This window comes from Pseudomonas sp. BF-RE-21 (assembly GCF_019947305.1).
In the GTDB taxonomy this organism is placed as follows: domain Bacteria; phylum Pseudomonadota; class Gammaproteobacteria; order Pseudomonadales; family Pseudomonadaceae; genus Aquipseudomonas; species Aquipseudomonas migulae.
On the sequence record NZ_JAGYGF010000021.1, the window covers coordinates 1 to 16684 of the forward strand.

Annotated in this window: 13 protein-coding genes; 5 read left to right on the forward strand and 8 right to left on the reverse strand. The window is 60.6% G+C overall.

Features of this window, described 5'->3' with window-relative positions:
- Positions 1-581 precede the first annotated feature (581 nt).
- Complete coding sequence (locus KGB25_RS15595) at positions 582-1466, reverse strand: LysR substrate-binding domain-containing protein (RefSeq protein ID WP_192228267.1); 885 nt, start codon at positions 1464-1466, stop codon at positions 582-584.
- 156 nt (positions 1467-1622) lie between these two features.
- Between KGB25_RS15595 and KGB25_RS15600 the strand changes: the two genes are divergently transcribed.
- The gene (locus KGB25_RS15600; protein WP_223435596.1) at positions 1623-4646 is read left to right on the forward strand and encodes an FAD-binding and (Fe-S)-binding domain-containing protein; all 3024 of its coding nucleotides are present in this window, start codon (positions 1623-1625) and stop codon (positions 4644-4646) included.
- Positions 4647-4657: 11 nt separating this feature from the next.
- Here the strand turns inward: KGB25_RS15600 and KGB25_RS15605 are convergent, their stop codons facing one another.
- A complete protein-coding gene (locus KGB25_RS15605) occupies positions 4658-5245 on the reverse strand; it encodes a TetR/AcrR family transcriptional regulator (RefSeq protein ID WP_223435598.1) in 588 nt (195 codons plus the stop codon).
- Between the two features lie 172 nt (positions 5246-5417).
- On the opposite strand from KGB25_RS15605, the gene KGB25_RS15610 reads away from it, so the two are divergent.
- The 4 genes from KGB25_RS15610 (at position 5418) to KGB25_RS15625 (ending at position 11702) form a co-directional block, all read left to right on the forward strand.
- Positions 5418-5696: a LysR family transcriptional regulator gene (locus tag KGB25_RS15610; protein WP_223435602.1), complete on the forward strand. Its 279-nt coding sequence runs from the start codon at positions 5418-5420 to the stop codon at positions 5694-5696.
- A gap of 140 nt (positions 5697-5836) precedes the next feature.
- A complete protein-coding gene (mexE, locus tag KGB25_RS15615; RefSeq protein WP_192228263.1) occupies positions 5837-7081 on the forward strand; it encodes a multidrug efflux RND transporter periplasmic adaptor subunit MexE in 1245 nt (414 codons plus the stop codon).
- Between the two features lie 11 nt (positions 7082-7092).
- Entirely contained in the window at positions 7093-10287 is a 3195-nt protein-coding gene (locus tag KGB25_RS15620; RefSeq protein ID WP_223435604.1) for an efflux RND transporter permease subunit, read from the forward strand.
- Positions 10284-11702, forward strand: coding sequence for an efflux transporter outer membrane subunit (locus KGB25_RS15625; protein ID WP_223435606.1), 1419 nt, complete (start codon positions 10284-10286; stop codon positions 11700-11702). Before KGB25_RS15620 ends, KGB25_RS15625 begins: the two co-directional genes overlap by 4 nt.
- Positions 11703-11768: 66 nt before the next feature.
- On the opposite strand, the gene KGB25_RS15630 is transcribed toward KGB25_RS15625, so the two are convergent.
- The 6 genes from KGB25_RS15630 to KGB25_RS15655 form a co-directional block, all read right to left on the reverse strand.
- Entirely contained in the window at positions 11769-12365 is a 597-nt protein-coding gene (locus tag KGB25_RS15630; RefSeq protein ID WP_008038883.1) for a cytochrome c3 family protein, read from the reverse strand.
- Between the two features lie 9 nt (positions 12366-12374).
- On the reverse strand, positions 12375-12860 hold the full coding sequence (locus tag KGB25_RS15635; protein ID WP_008038876.1) for a nitrate reductase cytochrome c-type subunit: 486 nt from the start codon (positions 12858-12860) through the stop codon (positions 12375-12377).
- Positions 12861-12871: 11 nt separating this feature from the next.
- A complete protein-coding gene (napA, locus tag KGB25_RS15640) occupies positions 12872-15376 on the reverse strand; it encodes a nitrate reductase catalytic subunit NapA (protein WP_223435608.1) in 2505 nt (834 codons plus the stop codon).
- On the reverse strand, positions 15373-15633 hold the full coding sequence (locus KGB25_RS15645) for a chaperone NapD (RefSeq protein ID WP_008038861.1): 261 nt from the start codon (positions 15631-15633) through the stop codon (positions 15373-15375). The genes napA and KGB25_RS15645 overlap by 4 nt, the downstream gene beginning before the upstream one ends.
- A 33-nt stretch (positions 15634-15666) precedes the next feature.
- The gene (napE, locus tag KGB25_RS15650) at positions 15667-15834 is read right to left on the reverse strand and encodes a periplasmic nitrate reductase, NapE protein (protein WP_008038857.1); all 168 of its coding nucleotides are present in this window, start codon (positions 15832-15834) and stop codon (positions 15667-15669) included.
- 88 nt (positions 15835-15922) lie between these two features.
- Positions 15923-16663, reverse strand: a complete 741-nt coding sequence (locus KGB25_RS15655) for a Mut7-C ubiquitin/RNAse domain-containing protein (protein ID WP_223435610.1) — start codon at positions 16661-16663, stop codon at positions 15923-15925.
- Between the last annotated feature and the right edge of the window lie 21 nt (positions 16664-16684).

Here is a 16684-nt window from a genome sequence, read left to right on the forward strand (position 1 = left end):
CACAGGCGCCGCGTTTATTCTGTAGAAACGCTTAATCGTTAACGACCATCGCCGGCAAGCCGGCTCCTACAGGGTTTGGGTGAGGCTGGGTCTTGTGTGCGCCGCTGCACTGTAGGAGCTGGCTTGCCAGCGATGGACTCACAGGCGTCGCGTTTATCCTGTAGAAACGCTTAATCGTTAACGACCATCGCCAGCAAGCCGGCTCCTACAGGGTTTGGGTGAGGCTGGGTCTTGTGTGCGCCGCTGCACTGTAGGAGCTGGCTTGCTGGCGATGGACTCACAGGCGCCGCGTTTATTCTGTAGAAACGCTTAATCGTTAACGACCATCGCCGGCAAGCCGGCTCCTACAGGGTTTGGGTGAGGCTCGGTCTTGTGGACACCGCTGCACTGTAGGAGCTGGCTTGCCAGCGATGGACTCACAGGCGCCGCGTTTATTCTGTAGAAACGCTTAATCGTTAACGATCATCGCCGGCAAGCCGGCTCCTACAGGGTTTGGGTGAGGCTGGGTCTTGTGTGCGCCGCTGCACTGTAGGAGCTGGCTTGCTGGCGATGCAGACGACGCGGTGCATCGGCGGACGTCGTCATATCTGCGCCAGCAACCAGGTACGGAACGCGATCAGCGACGGCAGCCTTTCGTTGCGCGGTGGGTAGGTCAGGTAATAACTGCGCTGGCTGGCGAAGGGTTGGTCCAGGCTGATCAGCTCGCCGTTGGCCAGCTCGTCGGTCACCAGGATGCGCGGCACCAGACCGATACCGATGCCCGCTCTCACGGCCTGGATCAAGTGTGAAGTGAGTTCGAAACTCGGCCCCAGCCGCATCATTCGATGGGGCAGGCCGTGGTGGCTGAACCACTCGCCCCAGACGTTGGCGTTGTTCGCGACGTTGAGCAGCGTCTGCCCGCCAATGCGTTCCGGGGTCCAGGCGTCATGGGCCTCGGCCGCTTCTGGAGAAATGATCACCATCAATTCTTCCGTGTGCAGGCGATGGCTGATCAGGCCCGGCGAGTCGGCCGTGCCGACGACGATCGCGGCATCGATGCCACTGGTTTCGAAGTCGATGGCTTCGATCCGGGAGTTGATGTGCACCAGCATGCCGGGATGGGTTTTGTAGAAGTCGTGAAGGCGCGGCAATAACCATTTCGAACCGAACGTGGGCAATGTGGCCAGGCGCAAGGTGCCGCTGCCTGACTGATAAGCCAGCGCCTGCAATGTGGCGCTGCGGATGCGCCCGAGCGCGTCGCTCATTTCCCGCTGGTAAAGACGACCGACGTCGGTCAATTGCACCTGCCGACCTTCGCGACGAAACAGCGTCAGGCCCAGTTGCTGCTCCAGCGCCTGGACTTGCCTGCTGACGGCGCTTTGGGTCAGTGACAGCTCCAGCGCGGCGCGGGTATAGCTTTCATGCCGGGCGGCGGCTTCAAACGCCAACAGCAAGGACATGGACGGGGTGAGATGGCGGTAATTCATTCGTAAAAGTCATCGATAGCGGCAGGATTATCCGTTTGTCCGGCACCAAAACCTACAGGATCATTGGCTTGGCCGACGACCTGAGGCTGACCTATTAATGCTCAGGCGACAAGTATTTTGATTTCCGTGATTAGACCTACAAGAGATTTTCCAGCGATGATCGCCCAGTTGCCTACCGCTGCACCCGCCGCACAGTACCCGGAATTCCTCCAGGCCTTGCGTGCCGCCGGTTTCCGCGGTCAGCTCAGTGCCGACTATGCCACCCGCACCGTGCTGGCGACCGATAACTCGATTTACCAGCGTCTGCCGCAAGCGGCGGTGTTCCCACTGGATGCAGACGACATCGTGCGCATCGCAACATTGATGGCCGAACCGCGCTTTCGCCAGATCAAGCTGACCCCACGTGGCGGCGGCACCGGCACCAACGGCCAGTCGTTGACCGACGGCATCGTGGTTGACCTGTCGCGACACATGAACACCATCCTCGAAATCAACGTCGCCGAACGTTGGGTGCGGGTGCAGGCGGGTGTGGTCAAAGACCAGCTCAATGCCGCGCTCAAACCTCATGGATTGTTTTTCGCCCCGGAGCTGTCGACGTCCAACCGGGCCACCGTTGGCGGCATGATCAACACGGACGCCAGCGGCCAGGGCAGTTGCACCTATGGCAAGACCCGCGATCATGTGCTGGAACTGGACAGCGTACTGCTCGGCGGTGAGCGCCTGCACAGCCAGCCGCTGTCCGACGCACAGCTGGAAGCTGCATGTGCGCAACCCGGCCGTATCGGCGAGGTGTACCGCACCGCACGGCAGATCCAGGAAACCCAGGCCGAGCTGATCGAGGCGGTGTTCCCCAAACTCAATCGCTGCCTGACCGGTTACGACCTGGCGCACCTGCGCGACGAGCAGGGGCGTTTCAACCTCAATAGCGTGCTGTGCGGTGCGGAAGGTTCGTTGAGTTACCTCGTCGAAGCCAAGCTCAACGTGCTGCCGATTCCCAAGTATTCGGTGCTGGTGAACGTGCGCTACAGCAGCTTCATGGATGCGCTGCGCGATGCCAATGCGTTGCTGGCGCACAAGCCGCTGTCCATCGAAACCGTGGACTCCAAAGTGTTGCTGCTGGCGATGAAAGACATCGTCTGGCACAGCGTCGCCGAGTATTTCCCGGCGGATGCCGAGCGCCCGACGCTGGGTATCAACCTGGTTGAATTCAGCGGCGAAGACCTGTCGGAGGTGAACGCTCGCGTGGCGTCGTTCGTGACGCATTTGCAGGCCGATACGACGATCGAACGGCTGGGCCACACGCTGGCCGAAGGTGCTGAAGCGGTGACCCGTGTCTACACCATGCGTAAACGCTCTGTCGGGTTATTGGGCAACGTCGAAGGCGAAGTCCGCCCGCAGCCGTTTGTTGAAGACACCGCCGTACCGCCTGAGAAACTGGCCGACTACATCACCGAGTTCCGCGCATTGCTCGACAGCTATGGCCTGGCGTACGGCATGTTCGGCCACGTTGATGCCGGCGTGTTGCATGTGCGTCCGGCGCTGGACATGAAAGACCCGAAGCAGGCCGCGCTGGTCAAGCCGATTTCCGATGCCGTGGCCGAGCTGACCCGGCGTTATGGGGGCCTGTTGTGGGGCGAGCACGGCAAGGGTTTGCGCTCGGAATATGTCCCCGATTTTTTTGGCGAACTGTACCCGGCGCTGCAATCGCTCAAGGGCGCGTTCGACCCGCACAATCAGCTCAATCCCGGCAAGATCTGCACCCCGCCGGATGCGGCCCAAGGCTTGCTCAAGGTTAACGAGGTGACGCTGCGCGGTGATCTGGATCGGCAAATCGACGAGCGCGTGTGGCAAAGTTTCGGCAGCGCCGTGCACTGCAACGGCAACGGCGCTTGCTACAACTATGACCCCAACGATGCGATGTGCCCGTCGTGGAAAGCCACGCGGGAACGCCAGCATTCGCCGAAGGGCAGGGCGTCATTGATTCGCGAGTGGTTGCGCCTGCAAGGGGCGGCCAATATTGATGTGTTGCAAGCGGCCCGGGGCAAGTTGACGTGGTTGAGCGGGTTGCCGACGCGACTGCGCAACAACCTGGCGCGCTCGCGCGGCGAGGCGGATTTCTCCCATGAGGTGTACGACGCCATGGCCGGCTGCCTGGCCTGTAAATCCTGCGCGGGACAATGCCCGGTCAAGGTCAATGTCCCGGAATTCCGCTCGCGTTTTCTCGAGCTGTATCACGGTCGCTATCAACGCCCGATGCGCGATTATCTGATCGGCTCGCTGGAGTTCACCATTCCCTACATGGCCTACGCGCCGGGCCTGTACAACGCGGTGATGGGTTCGAATTGGGTGAGTCGTTTGCTGGAGCGACACGTCGGCATGCTCGACAGTCCGCTGATCCACCGCTTCGACCTGCAGAACACGTTGACCCGCTGCAAAGTCGCTGTCGCCAGCGTGCCCGCCCTGCGCGAACTGACTGCCGCACAACGTGAGCGAAGCGTGGTGTTGGTGCAGGACGCCTTCACCCGCTACTTTGAAACACCGCTGTTGGCGAGCTATATCCAGTTGGCGCATCAGTTGGGCTACCGTGTGTTTCTGGCGCCCTACAGTGCCAACGGCAAGCCTTTGCACGTGCAGGGTTTCCTCGGTGCATTCGCCAAAGCGGCGATCCGCAACGCCAATCAGCTCAAGGCCCTGGCCGACTGTGGCGTGCCGTTGGTTGGCCTGGACCCGGCGATGACGCTGGTCTATCGCCAGGAATATCAGAAAGTGCCGGGCCTCGACGGCTGCCCGAAAGTCTTGCTGCCCCAGGAGTGGCTGGTTGATGTGTTGCCTGAAAGGTCCCGTCACGCTGATCAGACGTTCCGTTTGATGGCGCACTGCACCGAGAGGACCAACGTCCCGGCCAGCACCTCGCAATGGGAAACCGTGTTTGCCAGGCTTGGGCTGAAGCTGGTGACCGAGGCAACCGGCTGTTGCGGCATGTCGGGCACCTACGGCCACGAAGCGCGCAACCAGGAGACCTCGCGGACTATTTTCGAGCAATCATGGGCGGGCAAGCTGGACAAGGCGGGTGAAGCGCTGGCGACGGGGTATTCGTGCCGCAGCCAGGTCAAGCGTCTGGCCAGCAAGCAATTGCGTCACCCGCTGGAGGTGGTGTTGGAGCATGTGCTCGTTGAGTGAAGAGTAGGGCGTCAGTCCGGAACGCCTGCCTGCTCTTCTTTCTCGGGAGCAGCAGGCCAGGCACTGATCACCGATTGCAGGAACTGCCCGGACAACTCCGGGTTGTCCAACGCCCTGGCAATCAACATCGCCCCGGCGATCGATGACAGGATGCGCAGCGATTCCTGGTATTTTTCCTCGTCACTTTCCCCCTCGACCAGCGCCATCAGCGTTTCGATCAAACGCTCGACGCCTTTGGTGAAGGAGTTGCTGACGGTCCCGCCGGCGCGGGCAACGTCAGCGCCCAATGCCGGGATGGGGCAGCCTTCGGTCCAGTTATCCAGGTGCCCTTGCGTCAGGTAACCCTTGATGAGCTCGGGAATGGATTTGGCGTCCCGCCAGTCCTGGATATTGGACTCGAACGTGCGGGTGACGGCTTCTGAAGCCAACTGCACCTTGCCGCCCGGAAACTGTCCGTAAAACCCGCCATGGGTCAGGCCCACGGAACGGGACAGTTCACCAATGCCGATGCCGTCGATTCCCTTTTCCCGATACAGCCGGGACGCGGCCGTGAGGATCGCCTCTTTGTTTGCGGCGGCCTGGTCTTTCGTGACTTTCATGAGTCTGCTCCTGTCGCCAGGTCGGCATCGCTTGGGAAAAGCTGTGCTGAGAGGCTGGTATTGATGATGCGCGTCATATAAAGTCGCTGCAATGGCTTTTCCGGTATCGACTCAAGTCTGGCGGATTCCCCGCCTGTGGCTCAAGTCAAAAATCTCTACGTGGACCTGCCCCATGAATCGTAATGATCTGCACAGTATCGATCTGAATCTGCTGGTGGTATTCGACACGCTGATTCAGGAGCGAAACCTCACCCGCACCGCTGAGAAACTGTCGCCGGGCCAGCCCGCCATCAGCGCGGCGCTGGTGCGTTTGCGCAAGTTGTTCAACGACCCTTTGTTCGAGCGCATCGGTCGCCGAATGGTGCCCACTCCACGGGCATTGAGTGCGGCGCAGACGCTGGGGCCGGCGCTGGATTGCGTGTGTTCGGCAATCGCTCACAAGAGGGGTTAACCGGGTCGACCCTTTTTTTTGTCCTTAAACATGACGGCTATCATTAATGATGATAGCCAACTTCACTCCGTTCGATTCGTCGTGACCTCGCGCGAGGCCGAGAATCCGCAAAATCCCAAACCGTCTGGCGGACACAACCCATGGAACAGTCACTCAAACCTTTGCGTTATCCCTTGGCTGCGTTGGCGCTGCTGATGCTTGCCGCGTGTGAACGTACACCCAGCGCCGCACAGGCTCCGGGGGCGCCGCACGTTACCGTCGCCAAAGTGCTCGAGCAGCCCATTACCGAGTGGGATGAAGTCACCGCTCGCCTGGAAGCACCGGAAACCGTCGAGGTTCGTCCACGGGTGTCGGGCCAGATCGAACGCGTGGCCTTTACTGATGGCGCGCTGGTGAAGAAGGGCGACTTGCTATTCCAGATTGATCCACGGCCGTTCGAACATGAGGTGCATCGCATCGAGGCGCAGCTGCAACAGGCACGCGCCACCCTGGTCCGCACCGGCAACGAAGCGCAGCGCGGCCAACGTCTATTGAGCAGCAACGCGATCTCCGCAGAGCTCGCCGACACCCGCACGACCACTGCGCAAGAAGCCAGGGCCGGTGTCGATGCCATTCAGGCGCAGCTGGATCTGGCGCGTTTGAACCTCAGCTTCACCCGCGTTACCGCGCCGATCACCGGCCGGGTCAGCCGTGCGGAAATCACCGCGGGCAACATCGTGACCGCCGACACTACAGCGCTGACCAGCGTGGTCTCCACGGACAAGGTCTACGCCTATTTCGATGCGGACGAGCGCATGTTCCTCAAGTACAGCCTGCTTTCCCGCCAGGGCCAGCGCGGTCAAGCCACGCCGGTGTACATGGGCCTGTCGAACGAGGAGGGCAACAGCCACCTCGGGCAGATGAACTTCGTCGACAACCAGGTCAATCCGAAAACCGGCACCATCCGTGGTCGCGCGGTGTTCGACAACGCAGACGGCCAGTACACCCCCGGCCTGTACGCCCGGTTGAAACTGGTGGGCAGCGCCGCCTATCCCGGCCTGTTGATCAAGGACGAAGCGGTGGGCACCGACCTCGGCAAAAAATTCGTGCTGGTGGTCGATCAGGACAACAAAGCCGTGTATCGCAGCGTCGATCTGGGGCCGAAGCTTGAAGGCTTGCGCATCGTGCGCAGCGGCTTGCAGAAAGACGATCGCATCGTCATCAACGGCTTGCAGCGCGTGCGGCCCGGCGCAGTGATCGATCCGCAGGATGCGCCGATGGCCAGCCCGGAAACCGTCGCCACACTCGCTCGCCAGCGTCAGGCCATCGAAGCCTCCAATCAGCCGGCTGCCGCTAAATCACCTGCCCTGGTGAAAGCGGATTCTGCCGCTGCACCTCGCGGATAAGGAGCACCGACATGAAGTTCTCCCAGTTCTTTATCACGCGGCCGATCTTTGCGGCGGTGTTGTCGCTGCTGATCCTGATCGCCGGCGCGATCTCGCTGTTCCAGTTGCCGATCAGTGAATATCCGGAAGTGGTTCCACCGACCGTCGTCGTTCACGCCAACTACCCGGGCGCCAACCCGAAAGTCATCGGCGAAACCGTGGCAGCCCCTTTGGAGCAAGCCATCACCGGTGTCGAGAACATGCTGTACATGTCCTCGCAATCCACGGCTGACGGCCGGCTTACCCTGACCGTGACTTTCGCGTTGGGCACCGATCTGGACAACGCCCAGGTCCAGGTGCAGAACCGCGTGACCCGTACCGAGCCCAAGCTGCCCGAGGAAGTGACGCGTATCGGTATCACCGTCGACAAGGCGTCCCCCGAGCTGACGTTGCTGGTGCACTTGGTGTCGCCGGACAAACGCTACGACATGCTCTACCTGTCCAACTACGCGATCCTCAACGTCAAGGACGAGCTGTCGCGTCTGGAAGGGATCGGCGATGTGAAGATGTTCGGCATCGGCGATTACTCGCTGCGTATCTGGCTCGATCCGGACAAAACCGCTTCACGCAATCTGACTGCCACTGATGTGGTCACAGCGGTGCGCGAGCAAAACCGTCAAGTCGCCGCTGGGCAACTGGGTTCGCCGCCAGCACCGAATGCCACCAGCTTCCAGATGTCGATCAACTCCCAGGGACGGTTGGTCAGCGAAGAAGAGTTTGAAAACGTGATCGTGCGCAGTGGCCCGAACGGCGAAATCACGCGCCTGAAGGACATTGCCCGGATCGAACTGGGTTCCAACCAGTACGCCTTGCGCGCCTTGCTCAACAACCAGGAAGCGGTGGCGATGCCGATCTTCCAGCGGCCAGGTTCCAACGCCATCGACGTCTCCGATCAGGTGCGGGCGAAGATGGCCGAGCTGAAGAAGAACTTCCCGGAAGGCATGGATTACGAGATCGTCTACGACCCGACGATTTTCGTCCGCAGCTCGATTGAAGCGGTGGTGCACACGCTGTTCGAAGCACTGATTCTCGTGGTGCTGGTCGTTATCCTGTTCCTGCAAACCTGGCGCGCTTCGATCATTCCATTGGTGGCCGTGCCCGTGTCGCTGATCGGTACGTTTGCCGTGATGCACCTACTCGGATTTTCGCTCAACGCGCTGTCGCTGTTCGGCCTGGTCCTCGCCATCGGGATCGTGGTCGACGATGCCATTGTGGTGGTGGAGAACGTCGAACGAAACATTGAATCCGGACTGGAACCGGTCGAAGCGACCAAGAAAGCCATGGGCGAAGTGACCGGGCCGATCATCGCCACGGCGCTGGTGCTGTGCGCGGTGTTCGTGCCTGCGGCTTTCATCTCGGGTCTTACGGGACAGTTCTACAAACAGTTCGCGTTGACCATCGCGATCTCCACGGTGATCTCGGCGTTCAACTCCCTGACCTTGTCACCGGCGTTGGCGGCGGTGTTGCTCAAGGCCCATGGCGCACCGAAAGACCGGTTCTCCAGAGTGCTGGATCGTTTGCTCGGTGGCTGGCTGTTCAAACCGTTCAACCGTTTCTTCGAAAAGGCCAGTCACGGCTACATGGTTGCCGTGGCCAAAGTCATTCGTGGCAGCAGCGTAGCGTTGTTGGTGTACGCCGGTCTGATCGCCATGACCTGGATGGGTTTCAGCACCACGCCGACCGGCTTCGTGCCGACCCAGGACAAAAAGTACCTGGTGACCTTCGCGCAATTGCCGGACGCCGCGAGTCTCGACCGCACCGAGTCGGTGATCCGTCGCATGAGCACCATCGCCATGAACGAGCCGGGTTTCGACAGTGCCGTGGCATTCCCGGGCCTTTCAATCAACGGCTTCACCAACAGCCCGAACGCCGGTATTGCGTTCATCGGCTTGAGTTCGTTCGAAGAGCGTAAAGACCCGAGCCTGTCTGCCAAGGCGATTTCCGCCTCGCTCAACGGCAAGTTCGGCGGCATTCAGGACGCCTACATCGCCGTGTTCCCGCCACCGCCGGTACAAGGCCTGGGCACCATCGGTGGCTTCCGTCTGCAGATCGAAGACCGTGGCAACCTGGGCTACGACGAGCTGTACAAAGAGACGATGAACATCATCGCCAAGAGCCGTAGCACGCCGGAGCTGGCCAACCTGTTCACCAGCTACACCGTGAACGTGCCGCAGGTCGAAGCCGCCATTGACCGGGAAAAAGCCAAGACTCACGGGGTGAAGATCAACGATATTTTCGACACCTTGCAGGTCTACCTGGGCTCGCTGTACGCCAACGACTTCAACCGTTTTGGCCGGACCTATCAGGTCAACGTGCAGGCTGAGCAGCAGTTCCGCCAGGAGCCAGAACAGATCGGTCAGTTGAAGGTGCGCAATGATCGCGGCGAAATGATTCCGCTCGCCACGTTCGTCAAGGTCAGCCCGACGTCAGGCCCTGACCGGGTCTCGCACTACAACGGTTTCCTCACCGCCGAAATCAACGGCAGTGCAGCCCCCGGCTACAGCTCCGGACAGGCACAAGCCGCGATTGAAAAGTTGCTCAAGGAAGAATTGCCCAACGGCATGACGTACGAGTGGACCGACCTGACCTACCAGCAGATTTTGTCGGGCAACACGGCTTTGCTGGTGTTCCCGCTCTGCGTGCTGTTGGCGTTCCTGGTGCTGGCGGCGCTGTATGAAAGCTGGAGCCTGCCATTGGCGGTGATTCTGATTGTGCCTATGACCCTGCTGTCGGCGATTGCCGGGGTGATCATTTCCAAGGGCGACAACAACATCTTCACCCAGATCGGCCTGATCGTGTTGGTCGGCCTGGCCTGCAAAAACGCGATCCTGATCGTCGAATTCGCCAAGGATAAACAGGACCAGGGCATGTCGCCGCTGGATGCAGTGCTGGACGCTTGCCGCATGCGTCTGCGGCCGATTCTGATGACGTCCTTCGCGTTCATCATGGGGGTGATTCCGCTGGTGACGTCCACGGGTGCCGGCTCGGAAATGCGTCGTGCGATGGGTGTCGCGGTGTTCTCCGGGATGCTCGGCGTGACCTTCTTCGGGTTGCTGCTGACGCCCGTGTTCTTCGTGCTGATTCGTCGCTACATCGAGCGCAAAAACGCGCGCAAGGTCACCAAGGCTCATCAGGCAAACGCACTCAATCAGGAGGCACATTCATGAACACCTTGAAGCTGATTTTACCCAGCCTCCTGGTCGTCGCGCTCGGCGCCTGCACGGTAGGCCCCGACTACAAAACGCCGGACACCGCACCCGCCAACGTCGTGTCTGCCCAAGGCAGTGCCTACGATCAATCGCGTTTTGAAACGGTGTGGTGGCAACAGTTTGATGACCCCACGCTCAATCAGTTGGTGAGCAAGTCCCTGGAGGGCAACCGCGACTTGCGCGTCGCGTTTGCCCGCTGGAAAGCCGCCCGGGCTATTCGTGATGACGTCAGCGATGACATTTTGCCGGTTGTCACCAGCCGCGTCAGCAGCCAGCACGGCAAGTCGCAAGTGCCTGGCCTGACCGAAAGCCGCGTCAATATCGAGCGCTACGACCTGGGCCTCGACATGGCTTGGGAAGTCGATCTGTTCGGCCGGATCCAGCGTCAACTGGAATCCAGCAGCGCCCAGGAAGACGCTGCCGCCGCAGACTTGTTTCAGCTTCGCGTGACAATGATCGCCGAGCTGGTGGATGCCTACGGCCAATTGCGCGGCGCGCAGTTGCGGGAAAAAATTGCCCTGGCCAACCTGAAGAATCAGCAGGATTCGCGCAGCGTGACGGTCAGCCTGCGCGATGCCGGCGTGGGTAATGAGCTCGACGTGGTGCGTGCCGACGCACGTTTGGCGGCTGTCGAGGCGACGGTTCCGCAACTGCAAGCGGAACAGGTGCGGCAGAAAAACCGCATCGCCACGCTGTTGGGTGAACGCCCGGATACGTTGAGCGTGTCGTTGAGCCCTGCGCAGTTGCCCGCCATCGCCAAAGCATTGCCGATCGGTGATCCCGCCGAGCTGCTGCGCCGGCGTCCCGATGTGCTCGCCGCCGAGCGCAGGCTGGCGTCCTCCACGGCGGAAATCGGCGTGGCCACCGCCGACCTGTTCCCGAGAGTGAGCTTGAGCGGCTTCCTCGGTTTCACCGCTGGCCGTGGATCGCAGATTGGTTCAAGTGCCGCCAGAGCCTGGGGATTGGGACCGAGCATTACCTGGGCAGCTTTTGACCTGGGCAGTGTGCGAGCGCGCATCCGGGGTGCCGACGCGAATGCCGAAGGCGCCTTGGCCACCTACGAACAGCAAGTGCTGCTGGCGCTGGAAGAGTCGGAAAACGCCTTCAGCGACTACGGCAAACGCCAGCAACGGCTGCTGTCGTTGATCCGGCAAAGCGAGTCCAGCCGAGCGGCGGCAGACCTGGCGGCGATCCAGTACAAGGAAGGCACGGTGGATTATCTGGTGTTGCTGGATGCGCAGCGTGAACGCCTGAACGCCGAGGATGCGCAGGCCTTGGGTGAGACTGATCAGTACCGGGGCATCGTCGCGATCTATAAGGCGTTGGGAGGAGGGTGGGACAGTGGCGGCAAAAAAGTGGTAACCACGAACTGATGCCGGTGTGAGATCTGTCGCCCTACGCTGACGGTGTGGGGCGGCCGGTCGGATATTTCGGATGCATCACCATCCTTTCACTCCACTCATATCGGGCAACTTGTGCGCAATGCCCTTGTGGCAGTCGATGCAAGTGGCCTCACCCTTGGCCAATGCGGTGGAGTGCATCGCCGCAGCGCGTTTGCCCTGGCGGGTAAAGTCCATGAACTCAAAGTTGTGGCAGTTGCGACATTCGCGCGAGTCGTTGGCCTTGAGCCTGGCCCATTCATGTTCCGCCAGTTCACGGCGCAAGGTGAGGAATTTGTCGCGGGTGTCGATGGTGCCGAACAGCTTGCCCCAGACTTCCTTCGATGCCTGCATCTTGCGCGCGATCTTGTGCGTCCACTCATGGGGGACGTGGCAGTCCGGGCAACTGGCGCGCACACCGGATCGGTTGGTGTAGTGAATGGTGTCCTGCAACTCGACATAGACGTTGTCGCGCATCTCGTGGCAGGAAATACAGAACTTCTCGGTGTTGGTCAGCTCCAGCGCTGTGTTGAAACCGCCCCAGAAAATGATCCCGGCGATAAAGCCGCCCAGTGTCAGAAACCCCAGGCTGAAGTAAACGCTGGGTCGACAGAGGATGCCCCAATAATCCTTAAGCAGGGCGAACAGTGCTTTCATGGCGCCTCCTCAAGGTTTTTGCGCAGCGTTGGCATCGTCTTGCAGGATTTTGTCGATGGTTTCAAAGGTGTTGCCCACCAGCGGCAGTACCTCTTTTTGCGGCACGTGGCACTGAGTACAGAAGTAGCGCCGGGGCGAGACCGCCGCCAGCGCCTGACCGTCGCGGTCCATGTAGTGGGTGATGCTGATCATCGTCGCCTGGGTGCGCGCGCTATTGGCCCGGCTGTGGCACGTCAGGCATTTGTTGCCGTTCTTGTCGATCTGGTACCCGCGAATGCTGTGGGGAATGGTCGGCGGCTGGTCAGGATAGTTGCGCTCGCGCTTCAGGTCCTTGTTTTCATCGTTGGCAATCGGTGGCGCGGGCATGCTCCGGGTGAGGGTGCCGCCGGGGCGGCGACCGTCGGGGCCGGGCGCGTCCAGCGGGTAATCGACCTCGGCGGCGAGCACCATGCCCATTGCGGCAAGCAGTACCAGGGGCAGGATTCGAAAAGTCATGACGGTTCTCCTCAAGCCGCGCTGATCAACTCGATGCGGATGGCGCATTTCTTGTAGTCGGTCTGCTTGGAGATCGGGTCGGTGGCGTCGAGCGTGACCTTGTTGATCAACTTGTTGGCATCGAAAAACGGTACGAACACCAGGCCGCGGGGTGGTTTGTTGCGCCCGCGGGTTTCGATACGCGCGCGGATTTCACCGCGGCGGCTGATCAGCTTCACTTCACTGCCACGCCGTGCCTTCAAGGCCTTGGCGTCCTCCGGATGCATGTACACCAGGGCGTCCGGCACCGCTCTGTACAACTCCTCGACTCGCTGGGTCATGCTGCCCGTATGCCAGTGTTCGAGGACCCGGCCGGTGCTCAGCCAGAACGGGTAGTCAGCATCCGGGATTTCGGCCGGTGGTTCGTAGGGCAGGGCGAAGATGATCGCCTTCTTGTCCGGGTAGCCATAGAACTGCACTTCGCTGCCGGCCTCCACGTAAGGATCGAGGCCCTCGCGATAACGCCAGCGGGTCTCCTTGCCGTCGACCACCGGCCAGCGCAGGCCCCGTTCGCTGTGGTAAAGGTCGAAGGGTGCCAGGTCATGGCCGTGGCCACGACCGAACCGGGCGTACTCTTCGAACAAGCCTTTTTGCGCATAGAAACCAAAGGCCTTGGCTTCGTCGTTCTTGTAGCCGGCCTCGATTTGCTCGACGGGAAACTGGTCGACCTGACCGTTCCTGAATAGAACCTCGAACAGGGTTTTGCCTTTGTATTGCGGCGATTTGGCCAGCAACTCGGCAGGCCAGGTTTCGTCGGTGGTGAAGCGTTTGGAAAACTCCATCAGCTGCCACAAGTCCGATTTGGCGTCTCCCGGTGCGGTGACCAATTGATGCCAGAACTGCGTGCGACGTTCGGCATTGCCAAAGGCGCCTTCCTTTTCCACCCACATGGCGCTGGGCAGGATCAGGTCGGCGGCCTGGGCGGAAACGGTGGGGTAAACGTCCGAGACGATGACGAAGTTTTCCGGGTTGCGCCAGCCAGGCAAGACTTCCTGCATGATGTTCGGCCCGGCGTGCATGTTGTTGCTGGCCTGGGTCCAATACACGTTGAGGACGCCGTCCTTGAGCATGCGGCTCTGTTGCACCGCGTGAAAACCGACTTTCTCCTGGATGGTGCCGGCCGGCAGTTTCCAGATCTGTTCTGCGGTGGCGCGGTGCTTGGGGTTGGTCACTACCATGTCGGCGGGCAAGCGGTGGGAGAAGGTGCCGACCTCCCGCGCAGTGCCACAGGCCGACGGCTGGCCGGTCAACGAGAATGGGCTGTTGCCCGGCTCGCTGATCTTGCCGGTGAGCAGGTGGATGTTATAGATCAGATTGTTGGCCCACACCCCGCGTGTGTGTTGGTTGAAACCCATGGTCCAGAACGACACGACCTTGCGTTCGGGGTCCGCATAAAGTTCAGCCAGGGCCTTGAGGCGTTCCGGGGCAACGCCGGACTCTTTCGCGGTACGTTCCAGGGTGTAGGGTTTGACGAACGCGGCGAACTGCTCGAAGGACATATCGGTCCAGGTATTGGCCTTGTCGGCATTCTTCGCCTGTTTTTCCCGTGGGTCGTCGGGACGCAAGCCGTAGCCGATGTCATCGGCGCCTTTGGCGAAGCGCGTGTGCTTGCTGATGAAATCCTTATCGACCTTACCGTTTTCAATGATGTGGTTGGCAATGTAATTGAGGATCAGCAGGTCGGATTGCGGCGTGAATACCATGGGAATATCGGCCAGTTCGAAGCTGCGATGCTCGAAGGTCGACAGCACCGCGACTTTCACGTGCGGCTGGCTCAGGCGCCGGTCGGTGACCCGGCTCCATAGAATCGGGTGCATCTCAGCCATGTTCGAGCCCCACAGCACAAAGGCGTCGGTGGCTTCGATGTCGTCGTAGCAGCCCATCGGTTCATCCGCGCCAAAAGTGCGCATGAAACCCATCACCGCCGAGGCCATGCAATGGCGGGCATTGGGGTCGATGTTGTTGCTGCGAAAACCGGCTTTCATCAATTTGTTGGCCGCGTAACCTTCCCAAACCGTCCATTGCCCGGAACCGAACATGCCGACCGATTCCGGGCCTTTGCTCTTCAGGGCTTGCTTGAACTTTTCTTCCATGATGTCGAAGGCCTGGTCCCAGCTGATCGGCTGGAATTCGCCCTGTTTGTCGAACTGGCCGTTGGTCATGCGCAGCAGTGGCTGGGTCAGGCGGTCCACGCCGTACATGATTTTGGAGAGAAAATAGCCCTTCACGCAGTTGAGTCCGCGGTTGACCTCGGCCTTGACGTCGCCATGGGTGGCGACCACCCGGTTGTCGCGGGTCGCGACCATCACGCTGCACCCGGTGCCGCAGAAACGGCAGGGCGCCTTGTTCCAGTCCAGGGTGACCATGTCCGCCTCGGTAATCAGGTTACTGGCGGACGTGGCAATCGGCAGGCCAGCGGCGGCGGCTGCGATGGCCGCGGCCTGGGCCTTGACGAACTCTCGGCGGGACATGCTCATTCGGTGTCTCCTGTGGGCTCTAGGAGTTCGTGATAGATCAACGCGGCGTTGAGCACACCCGGCAGATTGTTGATTTGCTCGATACGTTGCAGGATCTGATTTTCGTGGCTGGCCTCAAGCACGACCACCAGTTTTCCGGCGGCACTTTCGTGATGTAATTCCAGGCCGTCCAATAGACGCAAGTTGGCTTTGACGGCGTCGAATAGTTCAGGTCGGGCAAGTACCACCAGGCTGGCTATATGCAGAGTTTCGTCCATGCGCTGACTCCAACAGGCTCTGAAAGAGAACTATCAGTTAGGTGGTCCGGGCGGGCCGTAGAGCATTTGGAAAAACCAGATGAGGAAGCCATAGCCGCCCACTATCGCGACCGACAGCAGCGGAAAAAGGCAGACGACAAGAAAGACAAACAGCCGGGCTTCTTTGCGACGCTGCGGTTTTTGTTCTTCAGCCAACGACATGAGAATCTCCTGCCGAAACTTGCGTTGATACTAGATCAGTAGTTAAGGGGAGGACTTCTGCCCTGAGTTTTTCTCGACCAATGGTTAACTATCGGTCCAGCAGAGGTGCCAGCAGTGCACACATGCTGCGCCAGTGCGAACCCTCCCAGTAAACCCGTTGGCAGGCGTCGCAGCGCAGGAAGTGCGAATAGAGCGCGCCAACGCGTGGCGGCACCTGCGGCCGGGCCAGTTCCGGGCTGATCTCGTGCAGCGGCAGGTTGCAATGAAGGCACAGGCTGAATGGCCGCGCGCTACGCGCCAGGTCGAGGCGCTCGTACAATTCGCGCAGCTGCAGCGACGGTTTCAGGGCGTGCACGTAACAGCCATGGCTGATGATCCGCCGCTTGAGCAGTTCGCGGTCACGGGTCAGCACGATACGTCCTTGCTGCGCAGCGATCTCAGCGATCTCGCCATCCTCGAAGCCATTGTCGTAGAGGGTGTCGAAGCCGCTCATGCGCAGCAGGTTGGCCAGCCCGCCCAGGTGCGCATCCGCGACGAAGCGCAGCACCCGTAAAGGTTGAGCCCGAACCTTTAACAGCGGGCTGATGTCCAGCGTTTCGAACTTGGGATACACCGCCAACCGGTCATCATCGAAGATCATCCGCTCGAAACCCACCGACTCGCCGTTGAGCAACACCAGTTCGACCTCCGTGTGCGGTATCCCGAGCGCCTCGATCATGTGCTTGACCGTTGCCCCTCGCGCGCACTTGCAGGTGAATGACTGCCGCCGTCGTTCGGCCGGCAGGAAATCGTTGAGCTCCTCGTAGAAGCGGAAGGTTGCACTGGCCATGATGAACAGTATGGCAGGGCT